This window comes from Terasakiella sp. 4MB5A (assembly GCF_050058155.1).
GTDB classification, from domain to species: domain Bacteria; phylum Pseudomonadota; class Alphaproteobacteria; order Rhodospirillales; family Terasakiellaceae; genus Terasakiella; species Terasakiella halodenitrificans.
Window position 1 is genome coordinate 3,106,131 of record NZ_CP188815.1, and the last position, 18,747, is coordinate 3,124,877.

Annotated in this window: 16 protein-coding genes; 10 read left to right on the forward strand and 6 right to left on the reverse strand. The window is 46.7% G+C overall.

The genetic code is table 11. The features are described 5' to 3' along the window. From ACI0FF_RS14675 to ACI0FF_RS14700, 6 genes are all read left to right on the forward strand, one after another. Window positions 1-708 (forward strand): alanyl-tRNA editing protein, encoded by a 708-nt coding sequence (locus tag ACI0FF_RS14675; protein ID WP_419797533.1) that lies wholly within the window; start codon window positions 1-3, stop codon window positions 706-708. Between the two features lie 21 nt (window positions 709-729). After that, window positions 730-1,521, forward strand: a complete 792-nt coding sequence (locus tag ACI0FF_RS14680) for a PhzF family phenazine biosynthesis protein (RefSeq protein ID WP_419797534.1) — start codon at window positions 730-732, stop codon at window positions 1,519-1,521. Between the two features lie 11 nt (window positions 1,522-1,532). After that, the gene (locus tag ACI0FF_RS14685; RefSeq protein WP_419797535.1) at window positions 1,533-1,994 is read left to right on the forward strand and encodes a GNAT family N-acetyltransferase; all 462 of its coding nucleotides are present in this window, start codon (window positions 1,533-1,535) and stop codon (window positions 1,992-1,994) included. A gap of 74 nt (window positions 1,995-2,068) precedes the next feature. Further along, on the forward strand, window positions 2,069-3,964 hold the full coding sequence (locus tag ACI0FF_RS14690; protein WP_419797536.1) for an SLC13 family permease: 1,896 nt from the start codon (window positions 2,069-2,071) through the stop codon (window positions 3,962-3,964). 395 nt (window positions 3,965-4,359) lie between these two features. Then, entirely contained in the window at window positions 4,360-5,799 is a 1,440-nt protein-coding gene (locus tag ACI0FF_RS14695) for a glyceraldehyde-3-phosphate dehydrogenase (RefSeq protein ID WP_419797537.1), read from the forward strand. Between the two features lie 166 nt (window positions 5,800-5,965). After that, a complete protein-coding gene (locus ACI0FF_RS14700) occupies window positions 5,966-6,424 on the forward strand; it encodes a MaoC family dehydratase (protein WP_419797538.1) in 459 nt (152 codons plus the stop codon). A gap of 5 nt (window positions 6,425-6,429) precedes the next feature. Here ACI0FF_RS14700 and ACI0FF_RS14705 read toward each other — a convergent pair whose 3' ends face one another. The 3 genes from ACI0FF_RS14705 to ACI0FF_RS14715 all read right to left on the reverse strand — a co-directional run bounded on the left by ACI0FF_RS14705 (window position 6,430) and on the right by ACI0FF_RS14715 (window position 7,914). After that, window positions 6,430-6,996, reverse strand: coding sequence for an NAD(P)H-dependent oxidoreductase (locus ACI0FF_RS14705; protein ID WP_419797539.1), 567 nt, complete (start codon window positions 6,994-6,996; stop codon window positions 6,430-6,432). A 62-nt stretch (window positions 6,997-7,058) separates the two neighbouring features. Next, window positions 7,059-7,298: a DUF2061 domain-containing protein gene (locus ACI0FF_RS14710; RefSeq protein WP_419797540.1), complete on the reverse strand. Its 240-nt coding sequence runs from the start codon at window positions 7,296-7,298 to the stop codon at window positions 7,059-7,061. A gap of 184 nt (window positions 7,299-7,482) precedes the next feature. Beyond that, on the reverse strand, window positions 7,483-7,914 hold the full coding sequence (locus ACI0FF_RS14715) for a helix-turn-helix domain-containing protein (RefSeq protein ID WP_419797541.1): 432 nt from the start codon (window positions 7,912-7,914) through the stop codon (window positions 7,483-7,485). A gap of 78 nt (window positions 7,915-7,992) precedes the next feature. On the opposite strand from ACI0FF_RS14715, the gene tmpT reads away from it, so the two are divergent. Continuing rightward, window positions 7,993-8,637, forward strand: a complete 645-nt coding sequence (gene tmpT, locus ACI0FF_RS14720) for a thiopurine S-methyltransferase (protein WP_419797542.1) — start codon at window positions 7,993-7,995, stop codon at window positions 8,635-8,637. A 208-nt stretch (window positions 8,638-8,845) separates the two neighbouring features. After that, on the forward strand, window positions 8,846-10,120 hold the full coding sequence (gene tyrS, locus ACI0FF_RS14725; RefSeq protein ID WP_419797543.1) for a tyrosine--tRNA ligase: 1,275 nt from the start codon (window positions 8,846-8,848) through the stop codon (window positions 10,118-10,120). Between the two features lie 59 nt (window positions 10,121-10,179). On the opposite strand, the gene ACI0FF_RS14730 is transcribed toward tyrS, so the two are convergent. After that, window positions 10,180-13,308, reverse strand: coding sequence for an efflux RND transporter permease subunit (locus ACI0FF_RS14730; RefSeq protein WP_419797544.1), 3,129 nt, complete (start codon window positions 13,306-13,308; stop codon window positions 10,180-10,182). 11 nt (window positions 13,309-13,319) lie between these two features. Continuing rightward, on the reverse strand, window positions 13,320-14,492 hold the full coding sequence (locus ACI0FF_RS14735; RefSeq protein WP_419797545.1) for an efflux RND transporter periplasmic adaptor subunit: 1,173 nt from the start codon (window positions 14,490-14,492) through the stop codon (window positions 13,320-13,322). Between the two features lie 445 nt (window positions 14,493-14,937). On the opposite strand from ACI0FF_RS14735, the gene ACI0FF_RS14740 reads away from it, so the two are divergent. Then, complete coding sequence (locus ACI0FF_RS14740) at window positions 14,938-16,422, forward strand: B12-binding domain-containing radical SAM protein (RefSeq protein WP_419797546.1); 1,485 nt, start codon at window positions 14,938-14,940, stop codon at window positions 16,420-16,422. Window positions 16,423-16,497: 75 nt separating this feature from the next. Next, window positions 16,498-17,448 (forward strand): LysR substrate-binding domain-containing protein, encoded by a 951-nt coding sequence (locus ACI0FF_RS14745; protein WP_419797547.1) that lies wholly within the window; start codon window positions 16,498-16,500, stop codon window positions 17,446-17,448. Window positions 17,449-17,471: 23 nt separating this feature from the next. Here ACI0FF_RS14745 and ACI0FF_RS14750 read toward each other — a convergent pair whose 3' ends face one another. Beyond that, window positions 17,472-18,389: a DMT family transporter gene (locus ACI0FF_RS14750; RefSeq protein WP_419797548.1), complete on the reverse strand. Its 918-nt coding sequence runs from the start codon at window positions 18,387-18,389 to the stop codon at window positions 17,472-17,474. Between the last annotated feature and the right edge of the window lie 358 nt (window positions 18,390-18,747).

The window sequence follows — 18,747 nt, forward strand, 5'->3', positions numbered from 1 at the left end:
ATGACCAAAGAATTGTTCCGCGATGATTCCTATCTAAAAGAATGCACCGCAACTGTCAGCGCTATTCAGGACAATGCTATTATATTGGATCAAACCGTCTTTTATCCCACAGGCGGCGGGCAACCCGGTGACAGTGGGACATTTACCCTCAGCGACGGGCGTACCATCACGATTGCCAATACGGTCAAAGACCGCGACACAGGGGCACATCTGCATCTGGTTGAAGAAGGCACCCCCTTACCAAACGTTGGAGAAACGGTTGAAGCCCACATTGACTGGGACCGTCGTTACACCTTGATGCGGATGCATACCGCCCTGCACATTATGTGTTCAAAAGTTGACGGTGCGGTCACCGGTGGCTCTATCGGATTGGAAAAAAGCAGACTGGATTTTGATTTGCCGGAAGTCCCGGATAAAGAGGATCTTGCCGATGCCATCAATACCGAAATTACCGCCAATAAACCTGTCGAAATTTCCGCGATTTCAGATAAAGAACTGGAAGAAAACCCGGACTTGATCCGTACCATGTCGGTCAAACCGCCAATGGGCCAAGGGCAGGTCCGCACCATTCGCATTGCGGAAGTGGATTACCAACCCTGTGGGGGGACGCATGTAAAATCCACAGGTGAGATTGGCCCAATTAGGATCGGAAAGATCGAAAAAAAGGGCAAATTAAACCGTCGTATCAATATTCATTTCGCCGAATAATTCTAACAGGAGACCTATCCCGTGAATCTCCCAATTTACCAAGTTGACGCGTTTAGCGATGAATTGTTCGGTGGAAATCCGGCAGCCATTGTTCCCTTGGAAAAATGGTTGCCGGACGACCTTATGCAAAAAATTGCTGCTGAAAACAATCTGGCAGAAACCGCCTTTTTCGTTCCCACGCAAAAAGGCTTTCACCTGCGTTGGTTCACCCCAACTGTCGAAATCCCCCTGTGTGGGCATGCGACCTTGGCTAGCGCCTTTCTCCTTTACAACAAGCTGGGATACAATGGTGACACTGTTACATTTGAAAGTATGAGTGGCGATTTAATCGTTCGACGCAAAGAAGACGGTTTCATCATGGATTTCCCCACACGTAAAGCGCATCCCGTCCTAACCCCAGACGGGTTGGACAAAATCATTGATGCAAAAGTGAATGGTGTTTTAACCTGTGAAGAAAGTATTTTTTCGCTTGTCCTGACCGACAGCGAAGAAGACGTCATCAAGGCAAAACCAGATTTTAATGTTCTTATGAAAATCGCGCCCGGCAACTTTATCTTAACAGCCCCATCTGAAAAATATGACTTTGTCTCGCGCATTTTTGTCCCTGAACACGGTATCCCCGAAGATCCGGTCACAGGGTCTGCCCATTGTGTCTCCGCCCCTTATTGGGCAGAAAAACTTGGTAAAACAGAACTTTCCGCCCGTCAGGTTTCCGAACGCGGAGGGGATGTTCTATGCAGTTTACGTGGGGATCGTGTCGATTTATTCGGCAAAGCTGTTCTCTATCTGGAAGGTCGCATCAACATTTTATAAGGTTTGAAAAGATGTCTCTGACTTTTACGCGTGTGCAAAAAGATAAGGATCTCGACCAGTTTTTTGAGCTGGTAGAACAATATCGTGTTGAGTTGAATGAAAATGTTTGTTTTCCGGCGTATGAAAAAGAACGCATGACATATGGCGCGGACAAAACCTTTATCTTTCTCGCCAAAAAAGACGGGCATATTTGCGGCTGTATTGCGTATCGTCCCAAAACCGATGCCGTCTATGAAATGAAACGCCTGTATGTTTTGCCTTTATACCGTCAGCAAAAAATTGCCGATCAATTATTAATGCATACTTTGAATTTTCTGCGGGAAAACCATATTCAGAAAATCGAACTTGAAACCCTTAAGCGACTTGGCCCGGCCTTGTCATTTTATCAAAAACACGGCTTTCAGATTGATGAAAATGCTCAACATACCAAACATGAAGACATCGTTCCGATGGGATTAACTTTAGGAAAATAACGAAAAATACTTGTATAGAGCCGCGCCATAGGCGATATCTGATATTCTCTAAGAATAAAAAAATAAGGGGCACTATGCAGCAACTCGTCATGGACATCTTCGGGCCGAACTTCCAGATGTGGTTAACCTACATCATTATTATCGCTGCCCTGATCGCCTATGCGGTTGAAGACATCCCCGTAGAACTAACCTCTCTGGTGACATTAGGCGTCATCATGGTTATTTTCCATGTATTCCCGGTCTTGGATGACCAAGGCAACAACCTTTTATCCCCCAACACTCTCTTGCTGGGGTTTGCAAATACCGGCCTGATTACCGTGCTTGCCCTTCTGGTTGTCGGGCAAGGTATGGTCCGCACGGGCGTGCTGGAACGCGGTGCCCAATTCTTGCTGCAACTCGGCGGCAAAAACACGTGGCTGACCATCTTATTGACCCTGACGGTTGGTATGTTGATCTCGTCCATGCTGAACAATATCCCCGTTGTTGTCATCTTCATTCCCATTATGCAGGCCTTGGCGGCACGCATTAACAAATCCGCATCCAAGGTCATGATGCCTTTAAGCGCCGCCGCTGTTCTTGGCGGCATGATCACTTTGATCGGCTCAGGCACAAACTTGCTGGTAAATTCCGCCCTCATCCAACTGGGCGAAGTCCCGTTCAAATTTTTCGATTTTACCATTCCCGGTCTGGTTCTGGCCGGAACAGGGTTGATTTATGTCGTCTTTGTTATGCCACGCCTGCTGCCTGATCGCAGCGGTGAAGAAAATGAAAACAAACATAGCGGCAAACATTTCATTGCACAATTGACCGTCGCGCCGGGTGCCAAACTGGTTGGCAAACGCTCCATGGGTGGTTTTTTCAAAGAACTGCCCGACATGACGGTGCGTATGATCCAACATCAGGGCTTAACTATTCTACCGCCCTTTGAAGATCATAAAATTCAGCCCGGTGATATTCTCGTCGTTGCGGCTACGCGTAAAATCATTACCGAAGTTCTCACCCAAAACAATGGACTTTTGGAACCTCACCACCCCGAATTGATCGAAAAATCCTTTGCCTCGATGGAAGGCGATGAAACGGTTGATGATGGGGATGACGATGTTATTCGCAACCGTGACCGCATGCTGGTCGAAGTCATGCTGCCGCCAACCTCGCAACTCTCAGGACAGACCTTACAAAACACGACGTTTGCCCAACGCTCCGCCTGCAAAGTCATCGGCATTCAGCGTCGTTCACGTATGATTCGGGCACGCATGGATGACATTCGCCTGCAATCGGGTGATGTCTTACTGGTTCAAGGCCATCCACGAGACATTCACAACTTGCGCTCAAACCGCGATGTAATTTTGCTGGAATGGTCCAAAGAAGAACTCCCGGCTGTTCATCATGCCAGACGTGCCTTAAGTATCTTCCTCGGTGTTGTCGTGCTGGCCGGTACGGGGATCCTCCCCACCGTGACCTGTGCCCTTATCGGGGCAACGGCAATGGTGGCAATTGGTGCACTCAATGTGCGCCAAGCTGTCCGCGCAGTTGATTCAAAAATTGTCACAATGGTGGGGGCTGCTCTTGCCTTGGGTGCGGCCATGCAAGCAACGGGGGCCGCCAGTTCTTTGGCCCATGGCGTTGTCGATATGTTGGATGGGGCTGGTCCCCGTACCGTTTTATCGGTCTTGTTCTTGCTCATCGCTATCTTGACCAACGTGCTATCGACACAAACCTGTGCCGTTCTGTTCACCCCGATTGCTGTTTCCATGGCAAACGAGTTAGGTGTCGATCCCCGCGCCTTTGCCGTGGCGGTCGTCTTTGCCGCAAACTGTGCCTTTGCAACCCCTATTGGCTATCAAACCAATTTACTGGTCATGGCACCGGGGCGTTACAGTTTCAAAGATTTTATTGTCGCAGGAACCCCGCTGGTCTTTATTATCTGGATTGTCTTCAGCCTGTTCATTCCGGTTTTCTACGGTTTTTAGGATTAAAAGACAGGGTTCGCGCGCAAAGACAAACATTTATGTTTCTTTTTGCGTTTCGATTCTCAAACCTACGGCTTTAAACAAGCCACGGCTTTGTCATTTACTCTCCAGAAAATGATGAAACGGTCTTTTTACGTCTTGAATCATGCCCTTTATCTTCAAACAAGCGTTACAAATTTCCCTTATTGCAATATTCCAACATGCCACCGCTCTCCCCATGCAGTTTAGGGTTTCTTTTTTGTGTCAGTTTTGCTATCTACCCCACAGAATTTGGAGCCATCTGGAAGCGCAGGATCGGCACTGGCAACAATGACAGCGTCTGTTCGGCAGTTTTTCCGTATGGTTATTTCTGCATGTAATTTACATGTACTTTATATGACAAAGGGAAATTGAGCATGACGAATTCGAGTGCCTCGCACTTCGCGAAGTGGAAAGAACAGCAAAGCTCTGCTGAACAAATGATTCCGCTGGTTGGCCAACTCTATCGCGACAATGGCGTGACAATCAGAATCTTCGGTCGCCGTCTTCTGAACAACTCCGCCATCGATATCATCAAAGCTCACCGTTATGCCTTGCAAATGGTTGGTGAAGAGCTTGATATTCCCAAAAGTCTGGAACTGGTTCAAGCCATGTCTAACATGGATTTGGCACCGGCACGCGTTGACCTCGGTCGTTTGTGCTATGATTTCATGAAAAAGGGCGGCGACGCTGAAAACTTCCTGAAAGATCAACTGGGTTGCATCAACACAGGTAAAGGGACCATTTTGGACGAGCCGCAAGATATCGTTCTTTACGGTTTTGGCCGGATCGGGCGCCTGCTCGCTCGCATGTTGATCGAACGTGTTGGTGACGGCAACAAAATGCGCCTGCGTGCCATCGTTGTTCGTGGCGGCAAAGAAGGTGATTTGAAAAAACGCGCGAGTTTGCTGCGTCGCGACTCCGTACACGGTGCGTTCAACGGTTCTATCAAAGTGGACGAAGAAGAAAGCGCCATCATTGCAAACGGCGTTTACATCAAAGTTATTTACGCCAATTCTCCGGCGGAAATTGATTACACCGATTACGGCATCAAAAACGCACTAATCGTGGACAACACCGGCATGTGGCGCGACGAAGAAGGTCTTGGCCAACACCTGAAATGCCCAGGGGCTTCCAAAGTCCTTTTGACAGCGCCGGGTAAAGGCAACATCAAAAACATCGTTTACGGTGTAAACCACGGTGATATCGAAGCTACCGATACCATCTTGAGTGCCGCATCCTGTACAACAAATGCCATCACACCTGTTTTGAAAGCCATCAACGACGAATATGGCATCGAAAACGGTCACGTGGAAACCATTCACTCCTATACCAACGACCAGAACCTGATCGACAACTATCACAAAGGTGATCGTCGTGGTCGTTCTGCACCGTTGAACATGGTTCTAACCAGCACAGGCGCTGCCAGTGCGGTTGGTAAATGTTTGCCGGAAATGAAAGGTAAATTGACAGGGAATGCCGTTCGTGTACCGACACCGAACGTTTCTATGGCGATTATGAACCTGAACCTTGGCAAAGAAACCAACAAGGAAGAAATGAACGACTACCTGCGCAATATTTCGCTGAATTCCGAAATGCAGGATCAAATCGATTACACCACCTCTTCTGAATTGGTCTCTACAGACATGGTAGGTTCGACACACGCTGGTGTGGTTGACTCCTTGGCAACCATCGTCGATGGCAACCGTCTCGTACTGTACGTCTGGTACGATAACGAGTCCGGTTACAGCGCACAGGTTATCCGCATGATGCAGGACGTTGTCGGCCTGAAAATGCAAACAGTTCCGGCGGAATAATTCCAACTGATCTGCTTACATAATCTATGTAAAAAAACGGCCCTTTCCTGATCTCAGGAAGGGTCGTTTTTTTGTACCCATACAATTTTTCACAATTGTTCGCTGCCCTTTGCCTCATGTCTTGCTTATCATAATCATTTAGAAATCAAACAAACGCGAGGCTGCCATGAACGACATCCCTCTCCATATTCAGGAACAATTCGGTTATTGTTTTGAAGATATCAAGGTTGGTATGTCCGCCAGTTTCGGCAAAACAGTTACCGAAGCCGACATTAATATGTTTGCGGGTGTGTCAGGCGACACCTGCCCCATTCACCTGAATGAAGATTTTGCCAAACATACCCGTTTTAAGACCCGAATTGCACATGGTTTTATATCTGCGAGTTTGATTTCCACCCTTGTTGGCTGCCGTCTGCCCGGTCCCGGTGCGCTTTATGTCAATCAAGAGATTAAGTTTAGAAAACCCGTTTTTATCGGGGATGCCGTCAATGCCCGTGTGGTTGTCCGCAAGTTGATCCCGGAAAAGAACTTTGTCGAACTTGACACAACTTGCGAAGTCGATGGCCAAATCGTTGTCGAAGGGTTCGCAACAACTTGGGTTCCAAGTCGTGATCCAAAAGGCTAACCCCTTTAAAAACACTGGGCAAAATGATCTTGTAAACGCGCACAATCGGTTTCAATTTCAGGGCTGGCAATGACGTTGTGGCAGGAAAAGGTAGGTAACGCAGTCGCCCCCATAAACTGCTGCATTTTATGAAACATAAAAAAGGCATCATCCACATCACGTCCTTCAAACAACTTTTCAGGGTCGCCAAATGCATCCAAAGGGGCATTCCAGGTGAGTGACAACATATATTTCTTATCCTGCATCAACCCACCAGATCCATAAGGCCCGCCTTGTGCACGCCCGTCATTCAGCCACAGGGTTCCCCGTCCTGCCATATAAACTTGATCAATATATTGTTTTAAGCCACCGGGCATATGAAACCAATAGACGGGAAACTGAAAAATCATCACATCACAGGCCGTAATTTTTTCAACCTCTAGCGCCACATCATATCCATCACGAATACGGCTCACCACTACGCAATGCCCATAATCTTGTAAAACGGTCTGCGCTGTCTCACATAAGGTGCGGTTATATTCCCCTTTTGCATGGCCATGAATTTCTGCACCATCAATAATCAAAATATTCATGACAAAGTTCCCGCTTATTTCGCCTAAAGCACAAGCTTAGGGAAAAGATGATGATCCCTCAATCACGAAAAACGACTGGCCCAAAATCGATCCAGAACAAAATACCACAAGCCATTGATCAAAGGCTCCACGATTGCATCGGTGATTGCTGCTGAAAAGCTGGCTCCGGTGAAATACCACACACAGGTTGCAGCAATAAAGAAGTGGCCAATTGTATAGATCACGGCACGTAATAACGATCCCGCATTATTGTTGATCCATTGTTGAAATTGCCTGACAGAATAAGCCTGAACCGATTGCATCTTATACCTCGTTTCCAAAATTACTTATATGCAATTAATAATCATTATCAATTTATAGAATTTCCAATCCTGTTCAAGTCTTTTTTGTGACTCAAACAAAATCATTCACCTGCATAATATTTCATCTGCGAAATGCGGCTTGCCCTATCGGCTGAAACTCAACAGCCTTTGATATTTGGATCCCTTAAACGCCCTTAGCCTTACGTTTGACTTTGTTTTTCTGCAATGCCCCATCCAACAAACGTTGAAACGTGGGACATTCCAAATGGCTGGGGGCGGAACAATCTGCGGCATGACGTAGGCCTTCACTCACGGCTTTCAGCTGGCGAATTTTCACATCCAGTTCATCTGCCTTATTTACGAGGCGATTACGGTCAATCTTTACACCGTCTTGGAAAGTAAAAATTTCATCCATTTCATCCAATGAAAAACCAGCGTTTTTCCCCAGTGAAATTAAGGCTAAACGTAATAGAACATTGGCTTCAAACAGACGGCGCATCCCCCGGCGACCACACGATTGGATCAAACCTTTTTCTTCATAAAATCGCAAAGTGGAAACCGCCAAGCCCGATTGACGGGATACTTCACCGATATCTAAAATCAAAGGGGATGTCATTTTTTACCTTGACCTCAAGTTAACTTAAGCTTGTAGCCTACAGCAACTTACAGAGATAAACAACACCAGGAAAAACAGATGGAACATCATTTTTGGCAAGATAAATGGGACAACAACAAACTTGGCTTCCATGAAGGCCGGCCAAATGAACTGCTGACCAGTTACTTTCACACCCTTCACCTTTCCTCCAACCAAAGCGTCTTTCTGCCTTTATGCGGCAAGACCCGCGATATTGCATGGTTGTTGGGGCATGGCTACCGTGTCGTCGGGGCAGAATTGATCGAAAGCGCCATCATCCAGTTATTCAAAGAATTGGAAATCACACCAACACGTACAGTCCAAGGTGACCTGATCCATTACAGTGCATCGACCATTGATATTTTTGTCGGTGATATCTTTCATCTGAAAGCCAAACAAATCGCCCCGATTAATGCGGTTTATGACCGTGCCGCACTGGTTGCCCTTCCCGAAAACATGCGTCATCAATACACCAAACACCTGATGGCATTAACCCAATGCGCCCCACAATTACTGATTACCTACGAATATGATCAAGACCTTGTACAAGGCCCGCCGTTTTCCATTCATCCCGAAGAAGTTCATCATCATTACGATGCTTTCTACACCCTTGAGCTGCTGGATCGTATAGATGTTGACGGGGGCGTTCATGGCAAACACAAGGCACAGGAAAGTATCTGGCGATTAGAAAAGAAAACCGGATAAAATCTTCTGGACCTTTATCTAAAAGAGGCGTAGGACATCCCCATGATCGAACGTATATTCCATAGTGCTACATATTATGCGCTGCCACATATGGCGGTGTTTTCGTTCGATTCCTAAAAATTGATCAACATGCTGCCGTCGTTCGGTAGCATGTCCTCTTTTCAAACATTCTTTCCGAACATCGGCCGTTTAATCGGAGAATGTTTCCATGACGACCCTATCGACACTTAATCAACACACACCGAACTTTCTGCGCGTTTTGCAAGACCGTGGGTTTATCCATCAATGCAGTGATACGGACACACTTGCTGAAACGCTATCAAAACAAGTGACACCCGCTTACATTGGGTTTGATGCAACGGCTGACAGTCTGCATGTCGGTCATCTTATGTCTATCATGACATTACGTTGGTTACAAAAATGCGGGCATAAACCCATCGTCTTAATCGGGGGTGGAACCACACGTATTGGCGACCCCAGCTTTCGCGATACCACACGTCCCATTTTGGACGATGCCCAAATTTCTGCCAATATCGCCGGAATCAAAAAGGTATTTTCAAAATACCTGACCTTTGGCGATGGGCCGAGCGATGCTGTTTTGGTGAATAACGCCGATTGGCTGGATGATTTGAAATACCTGTCCGTTCTGCGTGACATCGGTCCCCATTTCACTGTCAATAAAATGTTGAGTTTTGATTCCGTCAAATCACGGCTGGATCGCGAACAACCCCTGACTTTTCTGGAATTTAACTACATGATTTTGCAGGCCTTTGATTTTGTCGAGCTATCCAAACGGTTTGGCTGTGTCCTGCAAATGGGTGGGTCTGATCAATGGGGCAATATTGTCAACGGGATCGAACTGGGTCGCCGCATAAACGGACAAAACCTGTTTGGCCTGACGACAAAACTATTAACTACCTCCTCCGGTACAAAAATGGGCAAGACGGCCTCCGGGGCTGTTTGGCTGAATGAAGATCGGCTTTCGCCTTGGGACTTTTGGCAATTTTGGCGCAATACAGAAGATGACGATGTCTTGCGATTTTTGCGTTTATTTACAGAAATCCCTTTATCGGAAATAAACGAAATGGCTTCCCTGAAAGGTGCAGAAATCAATGAAGCCAAAAAACGACTGGCAAATGAAGTCACCGCCCTGTGTCACGGAACAGAAGCTGCACAACAAATGGAAGAGACCGCACGACAAACTTTTGAAGCGGGTCAAACAGGACAAGCGTTGCCACGATTGATCATTACAAACGAACGGCTCAAGACGGGGATACGCATCAATGATCTTCTACATGAAATCGGTTTTTGCCAAAGTAAAAGCGAAGGTCGCCGCCTGATTAAAAACGGCGGTGTTCGGATAAATGATCATCGTGTTACAGATGAAGTTAAAGAACTGACAACAAACGATTTTAACAAAGATAATCAGATTAAAATCACAGTTGGTCGCAAATCACACGGCCTGTTTATAAAGGAAACTTAAGCATACATCATAAAAAAAGGGAGGCACCATCGCCTCCCTTTTTATCATGATTGCCTTTTTTACGAGGTTTGCGTTTCATCTTCTGGCTTTTTCTTACGACCAAACAGGCCAATAATCAGCACGAAGAATAACGGAACAAAGAAAATCGCCAGCACAGTTGCAGCAATCATCCCGCCCATAACGCCTGTCCCCACCGCAATACGCGCACCGGCACCGGCGCCACTGCTGATGGCCAAAGGCAGAACCCCCAGGGTAAACGCCATAGAGGTCATGACAATTGGGCGCAGGCGTTGACGTGCGGCTTCTACCGTCGCAGCCACAACATCCATGCCCTGTTCATAAAGGTCACGGGCAAATTCCACGATCAAAATCGCGTTTTTCGCCGAAAGACCAATTGTCGTCAAAATCGCCACCTGGAAGTAAACATCACCGGGCAAGCCGCGCAACATCACCGCCAGAACGGCACCCAAAATTCCCAACGGCACAACCATCATCACAGATACCGGAATGGTCCAGCTTTCATAAAGGGCAGCAAGGCTGAGGAAAATCACAATTGCAGACAACAGATACAAGGTTGGTCCCTGTTCGCCAGCTTCTTGTTCCTCATATGACAAACCTTGCCATTCCAAACCAATCCCACCGGGAAGTTTGGCAACCATCTCCTCCATTGCAGCCATTGCTTCACCCGAGGCAACGCCCGGTGCCGCCTGCCCTTGAATGTTCAAGGACGACAAGCTGTTAAAACGTTCCAGACGCGGTGAACCATAAGTCCATTGTGTACTCGAAAAGGCCGAGATCGGAACCATTTCCCCTTGGTTGTTGCGCACATACCAATGGGCGATATCTTCCGGCATCATCCGATAAGGGGCATCGGCTTGAATATAAACCTTCTTAATCCGCCCCTTTTCAATGAAATCATTGACGTAACTGGACCCCCAGGCCGTTGCCAATGTACGATTGATATCGGCAATGTTGACACCCAGCGCACTGGCTTTTTCCTGATCGATATTGATATCGAATTGCGGTGTATCGTTCATCCCGTTCGGGCGCACACCCACAACACGCGGATCTTGTGCAGCCATCCCCAACAACTGATTACGTGCCGCCATCAAGGCTTCGTGACCAATTCCGCTGCGATCAACCAACTGCATGTTAAAGCCGTTGGCCGTCCCCAGTTCGATAATGGCAGGGGGGGCAAATGCAAACACCATTGCTTCCTTGATCTGGCCGAACATTCCATAGGCACGCCCAATAACAGCCTTAACCGATTGATCCGGGCGCTTACGTTCTGACCAGTCTTTCAGGTTGATAAAGGCAATCCCCGTATTTTGACCACTCCCGGCGAACGAGAAACCCGCAACAGTAAACAGACCATTAACCGTTTCTGTCTCATTCTCCAGAAAATGTTTTTCGATTTTCTTGAGAACTTCGACCGTGCGTTCCTGAGACGCACCCGCTGGTAATTGCAGCATGGAGAACATGATCCCCTGATCCTCATCCGGCAGAAAAGATCCCGGCAAACGGTTATAAGAGAAAATCAACGCGCCAACCAATGCCGCGTAAATCACCAGAAAACGGAATTTCCGAACAGTGATGTAACCAACACTGTTTTGATAAAATTTGTTTGTCTTATCAAACCCCCGGTTAAACCAACCAAAGAAGCCTTTTCTTTCATAAGGGTTATGCTTGGACGGTTTTAACATCGTGGCACAAAGGGCCGGTGTCAGAATAATCGCAACCAGAACCGAGAACCCCATCGCCGAAACGATCGTGATGGAGAATTGACGATAAATCGCACCGGTTGACCCGGCAAAGAAAGCCATTGGGACAAACACGGCAGATAATACAAGCGCGATACCGATCAAGGCACCTGTAATCTGGTCCATTGATTTGCGAGTCGCTTCGCGCGGGGATAAACCGTCTTCATGCATAATCCGTTCGACGTTTTCCACCACCACGATGGCATCATCCACCAACAGGCCAATAGCCAGCACCATACCGAACATGGTCAAGGTATTGATGGAATATCCAAACGCAGACAAAACAGCAAACGTCCCCAGCAAAACAACCGGAACCGCAATCGTCGGGATCAGGGTTGCGCGCCAGTTTTGCAGGAACAGCAACATCACGAGGAAAACCAGCACAATCGCTTCAAACAGCGTATTGACCACTTCCTTGATCGAAACCTTCACAAACGGGGTTGTGTCATAGGGATAAACCACTTCAACGCCTTGCGGGAAGAAGGGTTTCAATTCCTCCATCCGTGCCTTGACCGCATCAGCCGTATCCAAGGCGTTTGCCCCGGTCGCCAAGGTGACACCGACCCCGGTTGCGGGCTGTCCGTTATAACGCGCAGTTACCGCATAATTTTCCGAACCGATTTCAAGTCGGGAAACATCCCCAAGACGAATTTGGGAACCGTCTGTATTCACCCGCAGCAAGATATTTGCGAATTCTTCAACCGTTTGCAGTTTGCTTTGTGCGGTAATTGTCGCATTCAACTGTTGACCGGCAACCGCAGGCATCCCCCCGATTTGACCGGCTGTAACTTCGGTGTTCTGAGCTGCAATAGCCGAAGTCACATCGGATACAGTCAGGTTATAACTGATCAACTTGTTAGGATCCAACCAGACCCGCATCGCATGCTTGGCCCCAAAAACCCGCACGCTGCCAACACCGTTTACCCGTGCAATCGGATCACGCAGTGATGTCACAACAAAATCGGATAAATCTGCACGATCAAGACTGTTATCAGCCGATACAATCCCGACAACCATCAGGAAAGACCCGCCAGATTTCGACACCGTCACCCCTTGTTGCTGCACTTCAGCAGGCAACAGGGACATCGCGCCTTGCAGTTTGTTTTGAACCTGAACCTGTGCAATATCGGGGTCGGCTTCGGCTTCAAACGTCAGGGTGATTTCAACCGAACCGTTGGCGTCACTTGTAGAAGAAATGTAACGCAGATAATCCAGACCGTTCATTTGTTCTTCGATCACCTGCGTGACGGCATTTTCCACCGTTCGGGCAGAGGCACCGGGATAAGACGTATTAATCTTTACCGAAGGCGGCGCAATCGTCGGGTATTGTTCGATCGGTAACTGAAAGATCGACAAACCACCCGCCAGCATAATCACAAGGGCAACAACCCATGCGAATACGGGACGGTCAATAAAAAACTTTGCCATATTCGCTGTTCCTATTTATCGGGTTGTGCGTCATTTGCCGCATTTACCGGCTGCGCAACGACCGCTGCCCCCGGCGCAATACGCTGTAAACCTTCAACGACGATTTCAACACCATCCGTGAGACCAGCCGTCACCAACCAGTCATTACCTTGGGATTGTTCAATTGTAATCGGCTTAACCGCCGCTTTGCCTTCTTCAACGGCATAAACAAAGGCAGACCCATCCGGGCGTCGCATTACCGCTTTTTGCGGGACAACGAATACACCGTCCAATTCGCCTTGATACACCGTCCCGCGTACAAACATACCCGGCAGCAAATCACGTTTTGGGTTTGGGAAGACCGCACGTAGACGAACCGTCCCCGTTGTCTCGTTCACACTCACGTCAGAAAACTTAAGCGTTCCCTTATGTGGATATTCCACGCCCGTTGCATCAACAGTTAATGTCACTTCAACTTTGCCCGCATCAACGCCTTGCAAACGGCCTGACTGAACCGCATGTTTAATTTTCATCAAGCGGCCACCGGCTTGAATAACATCAACATAAATCGGGTCCAGCTGTGTAATGGTTGCCAAGGCACTGCCTTGACTCGCAATAACAAGGGAACCTTCATTAAAAGCAGATGCGCCGATCTGACCGGAAATCGGGGCTTTTAGCGTTGTATCTTCCATATTGATCTGGGCTTGATCAACTTTGGCCTTGGCCGCAGCAACAGCAGCGCGCGCTTGGGCCTCAACAGCTACCGCATCATCATATTTTTGTTCGCTCAATGCTTTGGTTTTAATCAATTTTTCATAACGAACTCGCGTTTTAACCGCTTGGCTTAATGTCGCTTTTTGACGATCAAGCTCTGCCTTTGCTGCATCAAGGGCAGCGACATAAACAGCCTGATCAATGACGTACAGGGCTTGGTCCTGCTCGACATACGCGCCTTCTTCAAATTTTCGGGCTTCAATAATCCCGTCCACCTGTGGGCGAACATCTGTTTTGCGAAAGGCAACTGTTCGACCCGGCATTTCTTCAGACAAACGAACTTTTGTCGCATTCAACACCATTGTATTGACCGCCACCCCCGGACGCTGCCCACCCGCACCAGCGCTTCCTTTTTGTTCTTCACCGCAAGAGGCAACCACCAAAGCCAGAGCTGCAACACTTGCAATTTTTGTAAATGATCGAATAAACAAATCACAAATCCTTTTCGTGGCAAAATGCCCTTAATTTTAATATTGGAAAAAACCGTACCTGAAAGGGTAAAAGTTTCCAAATCAAGATTTTTATAGATTGCGCACAAGCTGACACATTCACACTTAAACTTCTGTTATCCATCTCACAGTTATTACGCGCATGCGAAATAAAACTTATAAAAACCTACTTTTCATCCTACCAACCTACCCTCTCGATCTCTGTCATTTGTCGGCTAACCACTGATTTTTCCAATAATTTCATTGATGTTAATTTCTTAAAGTTGTATATTTTACAATCATTTCGCATCTCATTTCAACAATCACACACAGCATATTGTAGATTTTCAACCTCCCATACTATGTTGTGGTCAAACACTCTTTTTTATTTCCTTCTAAAAACGCAAGAAATCAAGCTCCAGAGATATTTAGCAACAAAGTTCACAAAATGGCCCGCAGATCCCGCGTTTACATTATTCAACCTCCGGTTAATGTCTCACAAATTACCCCTTGCCTTGATGATCAAGCGTTGCCTTTGGGTATTCTTGCCTTGGGCGCTTATCTCAATCAAAACGGATTTGACGCAAAAGGCTTACATATTCCAAATTTGCTGGCCCACAAAAACCATAACCTGAATGATTTGATTGGCGAAATCACCCAAACCCGTCCCTTGTTGGTTGCCATCGCCCTGAACTGGATTCATTTCAGTAAAGGAGCCATAGAGTTAGCTCGCATAATCCGACAAAACTGCCCGGATACCAAAATTGTTATCGGTGGTCAGCACGCCACGCTCTTTACTCGACAACTGGCAAAAGCTGCGCAAGGGTGTGCAGACGCTATCCTTAATGGCGAGGCGGAAAGAACGCTCTTGAACCTTTGTCAACATCTAGAAAACGAAGGGCAAATGCCCTTACAAATGCCCGGATTATTTTTATGTAGCCATAATCAATCCCATGCCCGCATCATCGCCCCTGATGTGGTTCAAGATATAGATAACCTTCCTTTTTACGATTACAGTTTTTTGCATGCCAGAAACAAAAAACTGCGTGTCGCAACACTCAGCACCGGTCGGGGTAGCTGCCCCCTCAAATGTGCCTTCTGTCTCGAACATGTCATGGGGAACTTACAAGGAAGAAAAGAGCTGCTTTTTCATTCCCCCGAATGGATTGTCGCCCATATGAAACATGTTATGGATCAGGGCATTCGACAGATTTCAATTCAGGACAATCTCTTCATCGGCGGCGATAAGCTGGTGACCCAAATCGCAGACGAAATGGAACGGCAAAATATATATTTGGACCATATCAATATTTTTGCCCACCCAAATAGTTTTTCAAAAACAGGCTTTCAATCTATCAAACGCATGGCAACACACGCCAGTATTGATTTTGGGATGGAAACCGGTTCTCGTCATGTTCTGGAAATTATCAAACGCCCCAGTGATATGGGTGCCATTCTTGAAAATCTTAGTGATGCTGTTGAAGCCGACATTGCCCCCTATACATGGTGGTTATCCGGCTTACCTGATGCCCCACAGGCAGAAGAAGATACCTGCCATTTTATTAAAGAAACGATGACACTTGGCGCTATCCCCCGCACAGTCAGTCCCCTTATTCTTTTGCCCCGGACCCCTATGCATGAGCGTTCACAAGATTACGGCATTCATCCTCGCTTTAGTCGATTTGAAGATTACAGCCTGTTTTCCCAAGTCAGTCTGAAAGAAGCACAATATTTTGGCGATACCATTACCCACAATACCGCCAAGCGTAGCCGCATTGATATTTTAGAAGAAACCAACCGTCTTAAGAAATTTATTCTGGAACATTTTGGAATCATCGAAACATTCTGGAAATCCCGCCATCCCTTGTTGCTTGATGATCTTCAACAGATCAAAGAACATATTCAAAGTTCTTTTCGTCTCAATGAAGAATAGTTTTTCAGCAATAAATGTTCTGAAACGAAGCTCAGATTATCCTGCATATATCAAATATAGTCATACTGGTCCTCAATGAAAAATCTGCCCCCACTCAATGCCCTGCGTGCTTTCGTGATTGTCGCACGATCTGGCACCATTGCGGCAGCATCCAAAGAAATGGGCATTTCCAGTTCAGCCATCAGTCAGCAAATTCGAAATTTGGAAAACTGGCTCGGACTATCCTTATTTAATCGTAAAACACGCGACTTGATTTTAACAGACCGTGGACGTGAATATTTTCAAGAAGTCTCCCACGCCATCAATGCAATCGCAACCGCGACATCCCATATTGTTGGAACAGATATTTCCTCCGGTCTTATTCGTGTTTCCGTCCTGCCTTCTTTTTCGTCTTTATGGCTGTTGCCTAAACTGGCCGATTTCACAGAACAACATCCCGATATTGAAATAGACCTGATTTCCTCGACATCTCTTTGTTCTTTTAAAAAAGATGATATCGATTTTGCCATTCGATATGGGATGGGTGACTATCTCGGCCTAGAAGTTGATAAGCTCCTGCCCGAAGCGGTCGCACCGGCCTGTCACCCTAAATTAATACAAGATATATTAGGAAAAGACATTCACGAAATCACCTTGCATGACCTCACACGCCTGCCGATTATTGATGATGGAGGCAGCCTCAAAGGGATAAAGCATAACATGCAAAAATGGCTGGAAGAACAAGGTGTTCGAGATCCTCAATTTAAAGAACATATGCACTTTTCCGACAGCCATATCGCCTGTGAAGCCGCCCGCCTTGGCAAAGGATTGATTTTGGGGCGCGTCAGCCTTATTGCCGATTGGCTAGAAACCGGTGATTTGATCATTCCCATTAATAAATGGGAAATTGAAAAAACCGCCTATTACATCGTTTATACCGCACAACGCCCCATGCGCCCTCAGGTTAAGTTATTTTACCATTGGCTGAAAGATACCGCCCAAGAATGGATGAATGACCCACGCCGACAAAAAATATTTTATTCATGAGCTTACGGTTTACGGTCTTCTCCCTATTCTTTCGGCTGACGATTGACAAGCATCACCCCCAGCGCCGTAATCGCAATACCAATTGCAACAGGCAGTTCAATCTTTTCTTCAAATAGAAAACTGGAAACAAGAGCTGCAGAAACCGGAACAAAGTAAAAGATACTGGCCACCCGGCTGACTTCGCCACGACGGATCATCACATAGAGTAAACTCAGCGCACCAATAGATACACCGATAGACATGTAGCCCAATGCCCCCATGAATTGCACGGACCATTCCACCTGCATTGTCTCAAAGGCAAAAGCAAAGGGCAGACACATCAAACACGAGGCAAGCGACTGAATGGCCCCCCCTGAAAAAACATTCATATCTGCACAAAAACGTTTTTGATACAGGTTGCCGAAACTTAGCCCTAATAAGCCAATCACCGCCATGCCAAGACCGGTCATATGAACAGAGGTGAAATCCAATTTCTGGCTAACCACAAACACAATTCCGACCAAACCAAGGGCCAGTCCTGAGCACTGAAACATATTTAAACTTTCACCCAACATACGACGGGCGACAACGGCAACAAGTACGGGCTGTAAGGCAATGATTAATGCGGATAAGGCCGGAGACAATCCCATGTCAATTGCCACAAAAACACCAATGGAAAAAGTGCCCACTGTCAACATGCCAGCAAGAGAAATATGGAAGACATCTCCCCATTTTTTAGGCCAACTTGCCTTAAACAACAGTCCTAATCCCGCGACGGCACAAGCCGCAATTGCAAAACGCAGGAGCAAAAACGTCACCGGTTCCGCATAAGGCAAACCGTATCTTGCACCAACAAAACCCGTGCCGTACAACATAACAAATATAAATGGAAAAGCGATTGAATGAAGATGTCCCTCACTCATGCTTTTAGACATATTACAACCCAATTTGCGAACAGACATCTTTTAGCCTCCATATTGAAAATTTAGAGCGCAAGGCAACAGGCAAACTCTTTTGCTTAAAAAGAACTATTGTGTTGATGGGCTAGGTTGCATAAACAGCGGCAATTTGCCTATTTCAAAAAAATAAACTAGGTGAAGTAAAACTTACGTCACGAAGGAAAACCGGCCTAATGAGAGGAATCTTCGATACGCCAACAAGAACGATTCGCAAAATAAAAAGGGGCTTCCCCTTCAAATAAAGCACCCGCGAGAAGACAAAGCAAAACCTTAAAACGACATTCTTTTTCGAACAAGTCTTTGAAATAAAAAAGAAAGAAAACCACACTTATTGAGCGATTTGGAATACTTAAAATAAAAC

Bases quoted from the DNA above. Each gene is read 5' to 3' on its own strand.
- ACI0FF_RS14675 (WP_419797533.1), top strand. From the start codon at position 1: ATGACCAAAGAATTGTTCCGCGATGATTCCTATCTAAAAGAATGCACC.
- ACI0FF_RS14685 (WP_419797535.1), top strand. From the start codon at position 1,533: ATGTCTCTGACTTTTACGCGTGTGCAAAAAGATAAGGATCTCGACCAG.
- ACI0FF_RS14690 (WP_419797536.1), top strand. From the start codon at position 2,069: ATGCAGCAACTCGTCATGGACATCTTCGGGCCGAACTTCCAGATGTGG.
- ACI0FF_RS14695 (WP_419797537.1), top strand. From the start codon at position 4,360: ATGACGAATTCGAGTGCCTCGCACTTCGCGAAGTGGAAAGAACAGCAA.
- ACI0FF_RS14700 (WP_419797538.1), top strand. From the start codon at position 5,966: ATGAACGACATCCCTCTCCATATTCAGGAACAATTCGGTTATTGTTTT.
- ACI0FF_RS14705 (WP_419797539.1), bottom strand. From the start codon at position 6,996: ATGAATATTTTGATTATTGATGGTGCAGAAATTCATGGCCATGCAAAA.
- ACI0FF_RS14710 (WP_419797540.1), bottom strand. From the start codon at position 7,298: ATGCAATCGGTTCAGGCTTATTCTGTCAGGCAATTTCAACAATGGATC.
- ACI0FF_RS14715 (WP_419797541.1), bottom strand. From the start codon at position 7,914: ATGACATCCCCTTTGATTTTAGATATCGGTGAAGTATCCCGTCAATCG.
- tmpT (WP_419797542.1), top strand. From the start codon at position 7,993: ATGGAACATCATTTTTGGCAAGATAAATGGGACAACAACAAACTTGGC.
- tyrS (WP_419797543.1), top strand. From the start codon at position 8,846: ATGACGACCCTATCGACACTTAATCAACACACACCGAACTTTCTGCGC.
- ACI0FF_RS14730 (WP_419797544.1), bottom strand. From the start codon at position 13,308: ATGGCAAAGTTTTTTATTGACCGTCCCGTATTCGCATGGGTTGTTGCC.
- ACI0FF_RS14740 (WP_419797546.1), top strand. From the start codon at position 14,938: ATGGCCCGCAGATCCCGCGTTTACATTATTCAACCTCCGGTTAATGTC.
- ACI0FF_RS14745 (WP_419797547.1), top strand. From the start codon at position 16,498: ATGAAAAATCTGCCCCCACTCAATGCCCTGCGTGCTTTCGTGATTGTC.
- ACI0FF_RS14750 (WP_419797548.1), bottom strand. From the start codon at position 18,389: ATGTCTGTTCGCAAATTGGGTTGTAATATGTCTAAAAGCATGAGTGAG.